A 13,311-nucleotide genomic window follows, 5' to 3' on the forward strand; every position below is an offset into this window, starting at 1 on the left:
ATGGCGGGGGTTTTCGCATCCGGGCAACGCGCATCAGTCAAAGCGCAGATGCTTGACCGATTTGCCGTGCCGTCGGATCAGCTTCAGGGCCTCGATGCCGATGGTGATGTGGCGCTCCACGAAGTTTTCGGTGACTTTGCGGTCCGAGGCTTCGGTCTTGACGCCTTCGGGCACCATCGGCTGGTCGGACACCAGCAGCAGTGCGCCGCAGGGTATCGAGTTTGCGAACCCGGCGGCGAAGATGGTCGCGGTTTCCATATCGATGGCCATGCAGCGCAGCTTGCGCAGGTAGTTCTTGAATTCTTCATCGTGCTCCCAGACCCGGCGGTTGGTGGTGTACACCGTCCCGGTCCAGTAATCGTGGTCGAGATCGCGGATCATGGTCGAAATCACGCGCTGCATGGCGAAGGCCGGCAGGGCCGGTACTTCCGGCGGCAGGTAGTCATTCGAGGTGCCCTCGCCGCGGATGGCGGCAATCGGCAGGATCAGATCGCCGAGCTGGTTCTTCTTTTTCAGCCCACCGCACTTGCCCAGAAACAGCACGGCTTTCGGCGGCAGAGCACTGAGCAGATCCATCATGGTGGCGGCATTGGCCGAACCCATGCCGAAATTGATCATGGTGATGCCATCGAAAGTGGCGCTGGGCATGGGCTTGTCGCGGCCAACCACTTCGGCGCCGGTCAGCCGGGCGAAAGTGTCGAGATAGCCGCCGAAGTTGGTCAGCAGAATATGGCCGCCGAAGTCCTCGAGCGCCAGACCGGTATAACGGGGCAGCCAGTTGCTGACGATTTCCTGTTTGTCTTTCATGGATTCTCCTTTGCACTATTGTGCCATGCGTCGGCATTCGGGTAAAAATTCTTGGCAGAAAGCGCCATCTGCTATACGGTATCCGTTCAACCGGAGATTCCCATGTCAAAAATCCCTCTCGGCCTGATCATGGCCGCCGCCCTGGGCGCATCCCCCCTGCAGGCGAAAAAAGCCAAGCCGGCACCGGAACCCGCCAAACCGGCGCCCTATGCCAGCACCTACCGGCCCGTTGCCTCCGGGCCGGTACTGTTGCGCAATGCCACGGTACTGACCGGTACCGGGGAACGCCTCGAGAACGCCGATGTCCTCATGCAGGATGGCAAAATCCAGGCCGTCGGCAAGGGTCTGGCCGCACCGCAAGGTGCCCTTAGCGTGGATGCCACCGGCAAATGGATCACCCCCGGCATCATTGACGTCCACTCGCATCTGGGCGTCTATGCCAGCCCCGGCATCGATGCGACCAGTGACGGCAATGAAGCCACCAATGCCGTCACCGCCAATGTCTGGGCCGAACACTCCGTGTGGCCGCAGGATGCCGGTTTCGCCAAGGCCCTGGCCGGCGGCGTGACCAGCCTGCAGATCCTGCCCGGCTCGGCCAATCTGGTCGGCGGCCGCAGCGTGATCCTGAAAAACGTGGCGGCAACCACCGTACAGGCCATGAAGTTCCCGGATGCGCCCTACGGCATCAAAATGGCCTGCGGCGAAAATCCGAAGCGGGTTTACGGCGAAAAGGGCGGTCCGTCGACCCGTATGGGCAACATGGCCGGCTACCGCGAGGCCTTCATCGATGCGCAGGCCTACCGGAAGCAATGGGATGCCTATGAAGCCGGCGGACGCCGCGGCGAGGCGCCGGCACAGAATCTGCGCAATGAGACCCTGGCCGGTGTGCTGCGCGGCGACATCACCGTCAACATCCACTGCTACCGCGCCGACGAAATGGCGCAGATGATCGATCTGTCCAGGGAATTCGGTTTCAAAATCGCCTCGTTCCACCATGGCGTGGAAGCCTACAAGATCGCCGATGTGCTGGCCCGCGAAAACATCTGCGGCGCGCTCTGGGCCGATTGGTGGGGCTTCAAGCTGGAAGCCTATGACGGCATCGAGGAAAACATCGCGCTGGTCGACCGCGTGCCCGGCGGCTGCGCCATCGTGCACTCGGATTCCTCGGAAGGCGTCCAGCGCCTGAACCAGGAAGCCGCCAAGGTCATCGCTTCGGCCAAACGCGTCAATATCGACATCACGCCCGAGCATGCCATCCGCTGGCTGACCGCGAACGCCGCCAAGGCCCTGCGCATCGACGACCGCACCGGCAGCCTGCAACCCGGAAAAATGGCCGATGTGGTGGTCTGGAACGGCACGCCGTTCTCGACCTACGCGAAGGCGGAAAAGGTCTACATCGACGGTGCTTTGCTGTATGACCGCGGCAATCGCGCCCTGCAGCCGCGGGTCGATTTCATTCTCGGACAGGAGGGCCAACCATGAGCCGCCGCTACGTATTCATCGGCCTGATGGCCTTCGCCTTCGGCGCCCAGGCGCAGAATGTACTGATCCGCAATGCCACCGTGCATACCGCGGCCGCGCAGGGCACCCTGCAGAATGCCGATGTGCTGGTGCAGGGCGGCATCATCCGCGCGGTCGGAAGGAATCTGGCCAATCCCGGCAATGCGCCGGTGGTGGATGCCGGCGGCAAACCGCTGACGCCCGGTCTGTTCGGCGGCATTACCGACATCGGTCTCGAGGAGATCAGCCAGGAAGGCTCGACCGTTGATGCCAACTTGAGTCTAAAAACCGGGGACTCCGGACTGATTGAAACCCTGCGCCCGGAATTCGACGCCACCCGCGCCTATAACCCGCGCTCGACGCTGCTGGCGGTCGCACGTGTCGGCGGCATGAGTTTCACTGCTCTGGGCACCGGCGGCAGCCTGCTGCCCGGCCAAGGCGGTGTGATGCGCCTGGACGGCGGTTATGAACCGCTGCGCCGGACGCCCTTCATCCGTATCGGCAGCAGCCAGCTCAATGAAAGCGGCTCCAGCCGCGCGGCCCAGTTCATGCTGCTGGAACAGGCCTTCGCCGAAGCCAAGATGCCGATTGCCGGCGATCCGCGCCTGTTGACTGCCGCCGGACGCAATGCACTGAACACGGCATCGCTCGGCAACCGTTTTCTGGTCACGGTGAACCGTGAAGCCGACATCCGGCAGGCTTTGAAGCTGTCGGCGAAAACCGGCATCCGCATCGCCATCGTCGGTGGTGCCGAAGCCTGGCGTCTCAGCGATGAACTGGCGGCAGCGAAAGTTCCGGTGTTCCTCGATGCGATGGACAATCTGCCCGGCAGCTTCGAGCAGATCGGCGCCAGCGAAGAGAATGCGGCGCGTCTGCACCGTGCCGGCGTCAGCGTCAGTTTCATCAACGGCAATGATTCCTCGCACAATGCCCGCAAAGTCCGCCAGATAGCCGGCGTTGCGGTGGCCAACGGTTTGCCCTGGGAAGCCGGTCTGGCCGGCATCACTTCGGCGCCGGCGAAGGCGCTCGGTGTGGAAAGCAGGATTGGCAGCATCGAAGTCGGCAAAACGGCCGATCTCGTGCTCTGGACCGGTGACCCGCTGGATGTCGCTTCGACGGCATCCGCGATGTGGCTGGCCGGCAAGAACACCCCGCTGGTTTCGCGCCAGACCCTGTTGCGTGACCGCTATCTGGCCCCGGAAAGCAGTCTGCCGCGCGCCTATCAACCCTGAGGAATAACGTATGACCATCAAACCCCTGGCGCTGCTCTGCAGCGCCCTGCTGCTTGGCCCGCTGGCCGCCGCCGATAAACCGGCCTGGGACGTTTCCGCCGATCACGGCAAAACCAAGACCGTGCGCTTCACCACCGATGAAGGCACCTGGCTGGATCTGGATGTCAGTCCGGACGGCAAGCGCATCGTGTTCTCGATGATGGGCGACATCTACCTGCTGCCGATTTCCGGCGGCACCGCCCAGCGCCTCAGCTCCGGACCGGCCTGGGACGTGCAGCCGCGGTTCTCGCCGGATGGCCGCGAAATCGCGTTCACGTCCGACCGCGCCGGCGGCAACAACCTCTGGCGCATGGCCGCCGACGGCAGCAATGCCGTGCAGGTCACCAAGGAAAACTTCCGGCTGTTCAACAACCCGGTGTGGACGCCGGACGGCCAGTATCTGATCGGCCGCAAGCATTTCACCTCGGGCCGTTCGCTCGGCGCGGGCGAGCTGTGGATGACCCACCGCAACGGCGGCGAAGGCCTGCAGCTGACCAAACGCCGCAACGACCAGATGGATCTGGGCGAGCCGGCGGTCAGTCCGGACGGCCGCTACGTCTATTACTCGGAAGACGTGAGCCCCGGCAGTTCCTTCGAATACAACAAGAACGTGCATGGCGTGATCTACGCCATCAAACGCCTCGACCGCGAAACCGGCGACACCGAAACCCTGGTGAACACCCCCGGCGGCGCCATCCGGCCGCAGCCCTCGCCCGACGGCAAGCGTCTGGCCTTCATCAAACGCGTGCGCGACAAAACCGTGCTGCATGTGCTCGATCTCAAATCCGGCAAGGTCACACCGGTGTGGGACGGTCTCTCGCACGACATGCAGGAAGTGTGGGCGATTTTCGGCCCCTACGCGAACTTCAACTGGACTCCGGATTCGAAATCGGTGGTGATCTGGGCCCAGGGCAAGCTCTGGCGCGTGGACATGGCCAGCGGCAAACCGAGCCCGATCGCGTTCACCGCCGAAGTGCAGCAGAAACTGACCGCGCCGATCCGGGTCAGCCATACATTGGAAGGCGACAGCTTCACCCCGAAAATGCTGCGTGACGTGGCGACCTCGCCCGATGGCAAAACCGTGGTGTTCCATGCGGTCGGTCATCTCTGGAAGCGCAGTCTGCCGGGCGGTGCAATCACCCGCCTGACCGGCGAAAGCGTGGCATTCGAATACCAACCGCATTTCAGCCGGGATGGCCGCAGGCTGCTGTATACCGCCTGGAGCGACAAAACCCAGGGCAGCATCCGGGAAATCGATCTGGCCAGCGGCAGCATCCGCACCCTGAGCGATGAGCCCGGCTTTTATTACCAGCCGAAGTGGTCGCCCGACGGCAAGTATCTGGTGTTCATCAAGGACGGCGGCGGCAGCCTCACCGGCAGCCTGAATACCGGCACCCCCGGCATCTACATCACGCCGACTGCCAGCTGGTCGCCGCAGAAAATCGCCGATGGCGGCGAGCCGCAGTTCACCCCGGATTCAAAAGCCCTGTTGTACATGAGCGGCGGTGGCCTGTCGAAGAAAGTGAACCGCATCGGCCTGCACGGCGAGGATAAACGCGAAATCCTGAGCCTGAAATACGCCGACTCGGTGCAGCTCAGTCCGGACGGCAAGCATGTCGCCTTCACCGAACTGTTCAATGCTTATGTGGCGCCGCTGCCTGCTTATGGCGGCAGCATCGAGTTGAGCAAGGACACCACCGCGGTGCCGGTCACCCGACTGACCAGCAGCGCCGGCCCCTACCTGCACTGGTCGGATGCCGACACCGTGCACTGGATGCTGGGCAACCAGTATTTCACGCGCGACATCAAACCCGGAGCTTCGGCCGCTTCGACCTCGATGGCGTTCAGCGTGCCGAGCGACCGTCCTTCCGACACCGTGGCCTTCACCGGCGCCCGCATCATCACCATGAAAAATGCCGAGCGCCAGCAGGAAATCATCGAAAGCGGTACCGTGCTGGTGCAGGGTGACAAAATCACCGCGGTCGGCGCCAACGTGACGGTGCCTGCCGGTGCACGGATCATCGACGCCCGTGGCAAGACCATCTTCCCCGGCATCGTCGATGCGCACGCCCATGCCGCGCATTTCGGCGGCGGTGTGGTTCCGCAGCAGAACTGGGCCTATTACGCCAATCTCGCGTTCGGCATCACCACCATGCACGATCCCTCGGCAACCTCGGAAACGGTGTTCTCGCAGGCCGAATTGCAGAAGGCCGGCGCCCTGGTCGGTCCGCGCGTGATGTCGACCGGCACCATTTTGTACGGCGCGGATGGCGATTTCAAAGCCGTCATCAACTCCATTGACGACGCGCGCAACACCATCGCGCGCATGAAAGCGGTCGGTGCCTTCAGCGTGAAAAGCTACAACCAGCCGCGCCGCGACCAACGCCAGCAAATCAACCAGGCAGCGCGTGAACAGGGCATCCTGGTGGTCGAGGAAGGCGGCTCCACCTTCAACCACAACATGACCATGATTCTCGACGGCGTCACCGGCGTCGAACACAACATTCCGGTCGCGCCGCTTTACAGGGATGTGGTCGAGACCTGGAAGGCCACCGATGTCCGCAACACCCCGACCCTGGTGGTTAACTACGGCGGTCTGAATGCCGAGTACTGGTGGTACGACAAGATGAACATCTGGGAAAACCAGCGCTTCCTGAACTTCTACCCGCGCGAGGCCTTGGATGCACGCTCGATCCGCCGGGAAACCGCACCGGACTGGGACTACTACCACATCAAGGTGGCGCAGCAGGCCAAACGCCTGCGCGATGCCGGCATCCGCATCCAGGTCGGCGGCCACGGCCAGATGCAGGGCCTATCGCCGAACTGGGAAATCTGGTCGCTGGTGCAGGGCGGTTTCACGCCCTGGGAAGCCCTGCGTGCCGCCACCATCGACGGCGCCGATTATCTGGGTTTCAGCGCCGAAATCGGTTCGCTGGAAGCGGGCAAACGCGCCGATCTGGTCATCACCAACAGCAACCCGCTGGACAAGATCGAGAACACCATCGATACCGCCTACGTGATGGTCAACGGCCGTCTGTTCGATGCCGCAACCATGGCCGAAATCGGCGGCAAACAGCGGCCGGCGCCGGAGTTCTACTTCAACCGGCAGCAGAGCGGACTGAGTGTTGGCCAGGAATACGGACCGACCATGGAAGCGACCGAACAGCTCGTGTGGTAAGCCAAGGCGCCGGAAACGGCGCCTTCTTTTTTTTCATGCTTTACATGAACCCATTTTGGGCAGTTCTATTGCATTGAGAAATGCCGTATTCATTCGGCCACGCTATGATGCGTTGTCAACACAGAAACAGGCTTTCCATGATTACAACGCTTGAATCCTGGGCGCTGTTTGCGCTGGTGCTTTTCCAGACATTGGTTTATTCCGGCTCATGGTTTCATTTTCAGCCAAAGCTGGCCGATGAGCGAAAAGCGCTGCTGAACTGGACAGTATTCATGGCGCTTACCTCTGCCGCACTGATGCTCAGTCTGCTGCGGGACGACGGTCGCCTGTGGCTGCCGGTGGTCGGCACGAATCTGCTTTCACTTCTAGCATTCATTGCCATGAAACGCGGCTTCGAACATTTCATCCTGCGCCGGCCGAATGATGCCGAGCACCTCTGGGTGGCCGTCATCGCTTCTGCACTGATCCTTTACGCCGGCCCCTCTCCGGAGATGGATTTTCTGCGCAAGAGTGTGTCCTATGCCAGCGCGATATGGCTGACCGCACGGAGCATGCAGATCATGTATCTGCCCTTGACCCGGGAATTTGGCATGCGCATTGCAGCCACGGCCCTTGTTCCCGGTACCTTGCTTGTGCTTTATTTCCTCACCTTGCTGATTTTCTTCGGTGGCCTGCAATGGCAGATTTCACGACTCGGCGGCAGCCTTATTGTGCCGCTGCTGCTCAGTTACATGCTGATTTCAGGATTGATGAATTACACCGTGAATCATCTTCTGTCACGGCGCTTGTTGGCCCAGCTGGATGCCAAAGCCCGCAGGGACCATTTGACCGGACTGTTCAACCGGATGGCCTTCGAGGAAATCACCCTGCACGAATGGCACCGGCATCAACGGACGGGCGCTGGGTTTGCCTACCTGGCACTCGACATCGACCATTTCAAGTCAGTCAACGATACCTATGGTCACCACAGCGGTGATATCGTTTTGGCTGAAACAGCGGCACGCATCACCGGCGCCGTAAGGCGGATTGATGTTGCCGCCCGCGTCGGCGGCGAGGAGTTTTCGGTACTGCTTCCGGACACCGGCCTAGAAGAAGCCATGGTGGTTGCCGAACGGATCCGATTGGCCATTCACAGTGAGCCCTTCATGCTTGGTGATACCTCGCTGGCGATAACAATCAGTGGTGGAATCGCTCTTGCAAATGCAGAGGATGCTTCTGTTGCGGATACGGCATCGCGTGCGGATACCGCTCTGTATGCCGCGAAAAGCCAGGGCAGAAACCGTATTTGCCATTCTCCGAACTGAGCAAGCCGGCTTTTGCTAGAATGCCCCATGGGCCGCGGTAGCTTGGCCGTTTTGCATCGGGGAGTCTGCCATGAAGTTCTACATCACCCTGCCGGATCCGGAACAAGCCCGCGGCAGCAATGCCGCCGTCAGCTTCACGGCCATGGGCGTCGATGCCTTCGCCGAGCAATTGCAGCATGCCCTGTCCGACCGCCGCTTCATCGAAGACTGGCTGGCCGGCATGGACGAGGATGAGGCCGACCAGGTTGATCCGGCGTTGCTGGCCATCGATGCCAAAGCCAAGGTCTCGGGAAAGCTGCACGGGCTCGGCTTCATGTTGGTCGCCGATACCGCCCTGAACGGCACGGCATTCAAGCATCGCATGCGCCTGTTGGCCGGAAACCACTGGCAGCTGGTTGATGTCAAGTAAGCCGATGTCGGACACCGACACTCCTGACACCGTCACTGCACGGACCCGGCAATGGATCGAGACGGTGGTGGTCGGCATGAATTTCTGCCCTTTCGCCAAGCGGGAGCTGCGCCATGGCACGGTGCGCTTCATCGTCGCTCCGGAGCCGGAGATTGAATCCGTGCTCTTGCAGCTGATGGACGAATGCACGCATCTGGATGCCGATGACGGTACGCAGACCACCCTGCTGATTCTGCCGGAGGGCTTCGCCGACTTTGACGACTACCTCGATCTTGCCGGTTTGGCCGAGGACCTGTTGGCCGATCGCGGCTATGAAGGCGTGTATCAGGTCGCCAGTTTCCATCCGGATTACCGCTTTGCCGATGCCGACGCCGATGACCCGGCGAACTACACCAACCGAAGCCCGTATCCGATGCTGCATCTGCTGCGGGAAGACGCGCTGGAAGATGCCATCGCCAATTATCCGGATCCGGACTCCATCCCGGACAACAACATCGCCAAAGCCCGCGCGCTCGGCGCGGATTACTGGATTAAACTGATGGCCGACCTGCATGCCACGGATTTTCCAAGCCCCTAATCCCAGCACCTACTGCCGAAGCATTTACATGAAAATACCTGCCGTCCTTTTGTTGTTTCTCGCCCTGCCAGCACAAGCCGCCCTGCCGCCGCAGTACCAGAACCGGCGCGATCTCGAGGTCATGCTGACCTTCATCCAACAACACCCGCGTGTTGAAGCCGGCCTCAACGGCATCGATCTTGATGCCTACACGGTGCGGTATGAGCGCGAGTGCATCGCCTCCTTCATGCGCGATGTCCAGCCGAAGCCGCAAGGATGGGTCGGGCCGCTGGATCCGTTAATCTTCAAAGAAAGTACCTGCGCCTTAGATTACGTTCCCTGAGCGTTGCCGATAGGCATCTCAGTGCTTATCATGGTCTGAAGGCCGCATTGCAAGGAAATTCGATGCCCAGAAAGTGGTGGTGGTTGGGCGGCGTCATCGTCCTGATGGTTGCCATGTTCATCGCGGCGCCGGAATTGCCACCGCTGACCGGACGCATGGCTTCGCAGGCCATGGCTCCGGATCCGACCACGGCAATCACGCGCACCTATGCCGCCGCTGCGGCTCGGCACCCGACGCTGACCGGCATCCATTCGCTTTCAGATGGCCGAAGCGCGTTTGCCGCCCGCATGCTTCTCATTGAAAGCGCGCAACGCAGCCTCGACGTTCAGTACTACATTTGGCATGACGATGTCTCCGGACATCTGCTGTTCGATGCGCTACGTCGCGCGGACTCCCGCGGGGTCCGGGTTCGGCTCCTGCTGGACGACAATGGCATTGCAGGTCTCGACCCGGTTCTGGCAGCACTGGATGCGCTTCCGAACACGGAAGTTCGCCTTTACAACCCGTTCCAGCAACGACGCTTCAAAGTCCTGGGCTATCTCACTGACTTCAGGCGCCTCAACCGCCGAATGCATAACAAATCACTCACTGCCGACAATGCGGCCACCATCATCGGCGGCCGCAACATCGGTGATGAATATTTCGACGCTGCAGAGGGCGTCAATTTCGCCGACCTCGACATGATGGCGGTCGGCAGTGTGGTCACTGAGGTATCTTCATTATTCGACCGCTATTGGAACAGTGAATCATCTTATCCGCTGTCCAAGCTTGTCAGGACAGCACCTGAAAGTGCGCAACAGCAGATATTCCGCAAACTCGGCGCGCTCGGCGGTGAACCGGAAATACGAAAATACGCAGCGGCGCTCAAGACCAGCCAGATCATAGCCAACCTCCGCTCTGGCAATTTCAGCTTCGAATGGGTGCCGGTTAAGCTGCTTGCCGATGCCCCTGAAAAAACGCTGGCGCAAGGCGATGACCGAACCCGTACCCTCATGCTGCCGCGTCTGGGAAATGCCATCGGCAAGGCCGAAAACCGGCTGGATCTGGTTTCGCCCTACTTTGTACCCATGACTGAAGGCACCGAGGCGTTTGCCGGTATGGCGCGCAAGGGGGTAAGCATTCGTGTGCTCACCAATTCACTGTCCGCAACCGATGTCAGCGCAGTGCATGCCGGCTACGCCAAGCGCCGAAAAGCACTTCTGGCGGCAGGCGTCCGCCTGTTCGAGCTCAAACCCGATGCGGCTCAAGGTTCGGGTGATGTAACCAGCCGGGGATTGGGCAGTTCCAGCGCCAGCCTGCATGCGAAGACGTTTGCGATCGATGGCAGACGCGCATTCGTTGGATCCTTCAACTTTGATCCGCGCTCCGCCGAGTTCAATACCGAAATGGGCTTCGTGGTCGAGAGTCCGAAGCTGGCCAGGGCCATCCATGACGCCTTCGATTCCGGACTGCATAAGGGCAGTTATGAGGTCCGGCTGGACGCCGCCGGAAACCTGGAATGGATCGACCGCTCCTCGGGCACCGAGGTGGCGTGGCATGAAGAGCCCGAGACCGGGCTTCTCAAACGCGGTCTAGTGACCGTGCTTTCTTGGCTGCCGATTGATATCATGCTTTGAACCTCAGGAGTAAGACGTGAATCCATCAAGCCCGAAGCGTCATGATGCCGCCGAAATTCAGCGCAGGCTGGTCGATTTCATGCGGGAATACATCTACCCGGCGGAAGCAGAAATCGCGGCCTGGCAGCAGGATCCGGCCACGCGCTGGCTGCCCTGCCCGCGCATCGAAACCCTGAAAGGGCTCGCCCGAGACGCAGGTCTGTGGAATCTGTTCTTGCCTGATGCCGAACACGGCGCCGGCCTGAGCAACCGCGACTATGCCCCGATGGCCGAACAGATGGGGCGGGTGCTGTGGGCCTCGGAAGTATTCAACTGCAATGCCCCGGATACCGGCAACATGGAGGTTCTGGCACACTTCGGCAACGAGGTGCAGAAAGCCCAGTGGCTGGCGCCGTTGCTGCGTGGCGAAATCCGATCGGCGTTTGCCATGACCGAACCGGAAGTGGCCTCGTCCGATGCCACCAATATCGCGCTCAGTATCCGCGCGGACGGCGAGGACTATGTGCTGAACGGCCGCAAATGGTGGATTACCGGCGCCGGCGACCCGCGCTGCGCCATCCTGATCGTCATGGGTGTGACCAATCCCGATGCGGATAAACACGCACGGCACTCGATGGTGCTGGTGCCGATGGGCACGCCGGGGGTCTCTGTGGTTCGTGCGCTGGAAGCCTTTGGCTTCGATGACGCGCCCAGCGGCCATATGGAGCTGGCCTTCGATAACGTCCGTGTGCCGAAGGCAAATCTGATCGGTGCCGAGGGCAGCGGTTTCGCGCTGGCCCAGGCGCGGCTGGGTCCGGGCCGTATCCACCACTGCATGCGTCTGATCGGTCTGGCCCAGCGCGCGCAGGAGCTGATGATCGAACGCGCGAAATCACGCATCGCCTTCGGCAAGCCACTCGGCGCGCAGGGCATGGCGCAGGAAATGATCGCCCTGTCGCACTGTGAAATCGCACAGGCGCGTCTGCTCACGCTCAATGCCGCCGCCATGCTCGACGCCGGCGGAAACAAGGCCGCCAAACATGAAATCGGCATGATCAAGATCGTCGCGCCGCGCATGGCGCTGCAGGTCATCGACCGATCCATCCAGCTGTTCGGTGCCGAAGGTCTGCAGCACCCATTTTTACCGCATGCCTGGGCCGGCGCACGCTGTCTGCGATTGGCCGACGGGCCGGATGAGGTGCACATCGCCGCCCTGGCACGCGGGCTGCTGAAATAATCCGATGACCGGCTCCCGCGCCTCCCTGCAACTCCCCGATGCGGCGCTGGCCGACTATCTGGAATCCCGAATTCCCGGCTTCCGCGGTCCGCTGCAATCGAGCAAGTTCAAAGGCGGCCAAAGCAACCCCACCTATCTGCTGGAGGCCGGCAGTGGCCGCTATGTGCTGCGCCGCAAGCCGCCGGGCACCCTGCTCGGCTCGGCACATGCGGTCGACCGGGAATTCCGGGTTCTGGAAGCGCTTCACGGTTCCGGCGTTCCGGTCGCGCATCCCCTGCACCTGTGCTCCGATGACACGGTCATCGGGTCGATGTTCTATGTCATGTCCTACATCGATGGCCAGGTGTTTTGGGACCCCTCGCTGCCGGAACTGCAGCCGGAACAGCGCACCGCGCTTTACGAGGCCTTGTTGCAGACCCTGTCGGCCATCCATGCCGTGGATGTGACTAAAGCCGGTCTGGCCGATTACGGCAAACCGGGTAATTATTTCGCCCGCCAGCTGGATCGCTGGAGCCGGCAATACCGCGATTCGGAAACCCAGACCATTCCGGCCATGGAGGCACTGATTACGCAGCTCCCCCTGCGCTGCCCGGAAGACGACGGCAGCGTTTCGCTGGTGCATGGCGATTTCCGCATCGACAATCTCATGTTCACGCCGGACGGCAGCAGAGTGCTCGCCGTGGTCGACTGGGAGCTGTCCACCCTCGGGCACCCGCTCGCCGATCTGGGCTATCTGTGCATGGCTTTGCGTCTACCGCGCAATCCGGCGTTGCCGGGTTTGGCGGGCATGGACCGTGCGGCCCTCGGCATTCCGGACGAAGCGGCCTTGTTGGCTCGTTACGCCACACTGACCGGACGGCGCATTCCTGCCGACTGGCCGTTCGTACTGGCCTTCAGCTTTTTCCGTCTGGCCGCCATCGCCCAGGGCGTGGCCAAACGGGCGCAGCAGGGCAATGCCTCCAGCGAACAGGCCCAGCAAGCCGGGCGCATGGTGCAGATGCTGGCGGAACTGGGTTTGCAGGAACTGTTACGATGAGGTTACGACATTTCCTGCTGTTGCTCTTGTTCGCTAGCGGCAACATCGGGGCCAAGAATTACACCGAGCCCACGG

10 protein-coding genes and 1 pseudogene are annotated in these 13,311 nt (G+C 61.6%); 10 read left to right on the forward strand and 1 reads right to left on the reverse strand.

From position 1 onward, the window contains the following. Window positions 1–33 precede the first annotated feature (33 nt). The gene (locus Q0W88_RS04415; RefSeq protein ID WP_297800458.1) at window positions 34–807 is read right to left on the reverse strand and encodes an AMP nucleosidase; all 774 of its coding nucleotides are present in this window, start codon (window positions 805–807) and stop codon (window positions 34–36) included. Between the two features lie 204 nt (window positions 808–1,011). On the opposite strand from Q0W88_RS04415, the pseudogene Q0W88_RS04420 reads away from it, so the two are divergent. The 10 genes and pseudogenes from Q0W88_RS04420 to Q0W88_RS04465 all read left to right on the forward strand — a co-directional run. Further along, window positions 1,012–2,289 (forward strand): annotated as a pseudogene (locus Q0W88_RS04420) (amidohydrolase); the annotation flags it as partial. After that, complete coding sequence (locus tag Q0W88_RS04425) at window positions 2,286–3,539, forward strand: amidohydrolase family protein (RefSeq protein ID WP_297800461.1); 1,254 nt, start codon at window positions 2,286–2,288, stop codon at window positions 3,537–3,539. The pseudogene Q0W88_RS04420 and the gene Q0W88_RS04425, both read left to right, overlap by 4 nt. Window positions 3,540–3,549: 10 nt before the next feature. Continuing rightward, window positions 3,550–6,756, forward strand: a complete 3,207-nt coding sequence (locus Q0W88_RS04430) for an amidohydrolase family protein (RefSeq protein ID WP_297800463.1) — start codon at window positions 3,550–3,552, stop codon at window positions 6,754–6,756. 137 nt (window positions 6,757–6,893) lie between these two features. Beyond that, on the forward strand, window positions 6,894–8,060 hold the full coding sequence (locus Q0W88_RS04435; RefSeq protein WP_297800465.1) for a GGDEF domain-containing protein: 1,167 nt from the start codon (window positions 6,894–6,896) through the stop codon (window positions 8,058–8,060). 70 nt (window positions 8,061–8,130) lie between these two features. Next, window positions 8,131–8,469: a hypothetical protein gene (locus tag Q0W88_RS04440; RefSeq protein ID WP_297800468.1), complete on the forward strand. Its 339-nt coding sequence runs from the start codon at window positions 8,131–8,133 to the stop codon at window positions 8,467–8,469. 4 nt (window positions 8,470–8,473) lie between these two features. Further along, window positions 8,474–9,046 carry a DUF1415 domain-containing protein gene (locus Q0W88_RS04445; protein WP_297800472.1) on the forward strand — a complete coding sequence of 191 codons (573 nt, stop codon included), beginning with the start codon at window positions 8,474–8,476 and terminating at the stop codon, window positions 9,044–9,046. A 28-nt stretch (window positions 9,047–9,074) separates the two neighbouring features. Further along, window positions 9,075–9,368, forward strand: coding sequence for a hypothetical protein (locus Q0W88_RS04450; RefSeq protein ID WP_297800475.1), 294 nt, complete (start codon window positions 9,075–9,077; stop codon window positions 9,366–9,368). 155 nt (window positions 9,369–9,523) lie between these two features. Beyond that, complete coding sequence (locus Q0W88_RS04455) at window positions 9,524–10,984, forward strand: phospholipase D family protein (RefSeq protein WP_297800478.1); 1,461 nt, start codon at window positions 9,524–9,526, stop codon at window positions 10,982–10,984. A gap of 16 nt (window positions 10,985–11,000) precedes the next feature. Next, complete coding sequence (locus Q0W88_RS04460; protein WP_297800480.1) at window positions 11,001–12,200, forward strand: acyl-CoA dehydrogenase family protein; 1,200 nt, start codon at window positions 11,001–11,003, stop codon at window positions 12,198–12,200. 4 nt (window positions 12,201–12,204) lie between these two features. After that, the gene (locus tag Q0W88_RS04465; protein ID WP_297800481.1) at window positions 12,205–13,236 is read left to right on the forward strand and encodes a phosphotransferase family protein; all 1,032 of its coding nucleotides are present in this window, start codon (window positions 12,205–12,207) and stop codon (window positions 13,234–13,236) included. Window positions 13,237–13,311 lie beyond the last annotated feature (75 nt).

Origin of the sequence: Arenimonas sp. GDDSR-1 (assembly GCF_025980345.1) — a bacterium.
Taxonomy (GTDB): Bacteria; Pseudomonadota; Gammaproteobacteria; order Xanthomonadales; family Xanthomonadaceae; genus Arenimonas.

What these genes read in the sequence shown, in the direction of transcription:
- Q0W88_RS04440 (WP_297800468.1), top strand. Translation starts at nt 8,131, where the DNA reads ATGAAGTTCTACATCACCCTGCCGGATCCGGAACAAGCCCGCGGCAGC.
- Q0W88_RS04435 (WP_297800465.1), top strand. Translation starts at nt 6,894, where the DNA reads ATGATTACAACGCTTGAATCCTGGGCGCTGTTTGCGCTGGTGCTTTTC.
- Q0W88_RS04450 (WP_297800475.1), top strand. Translation starts at nt 9,075, where the DNA reads ATGAAAATACCTGCCGTCCTTTTGTTGTTTCTCGCCCTGCCAGCACAA.
- Q0W88_RS04445 (WP_297800472.1), top strand. Translation starts at nt 8,474, where the DNA reads ATGTCGGACACCGACACTCCTGACACCGTCACTGCACGGACCCGGCAA.
- Q0W88_RS04425 (WP_297800461.1), top strand. Translation starts at nt 2,286, where the DNA reads ATGAGCCGCCGCTACGTATTCATCGGCCTGATGGCCTTCGCCTTCGGC.
- Q0W88_RS04415 (WP_297800458.1), bottom strand. Translation starts at nt 807, where the DNA reads ATGAAAGACAAACAGGAAATCGTCAGCAACTGGCTGCCCCGTTATACC.
- Q0W88_RS04430 (WP_297800463.1), top strand. Translation starts at nt 3,550, where the DNA reads ATGACCATCAAACCCCTGGCGCTGCTCTGCAGCGCCCTGCTGCTTGGC.
- Q0W88_RS04465 (WP_297800481.1), top strand. Translation starts at nt 12,205, where the DNA reads ATGACCGGCTCCCGCGCCTCCCTGCAACTCCCCGATGCGGCGCTGGCC.
- Q0W88_RS04455 (WP_297800478.1), top strand. Translation starts at nt 9,524, where the DNA reads ATGGCTTCGCAGGCCATGGCTCCGGATCCGACCACGGCAATCACGCGC.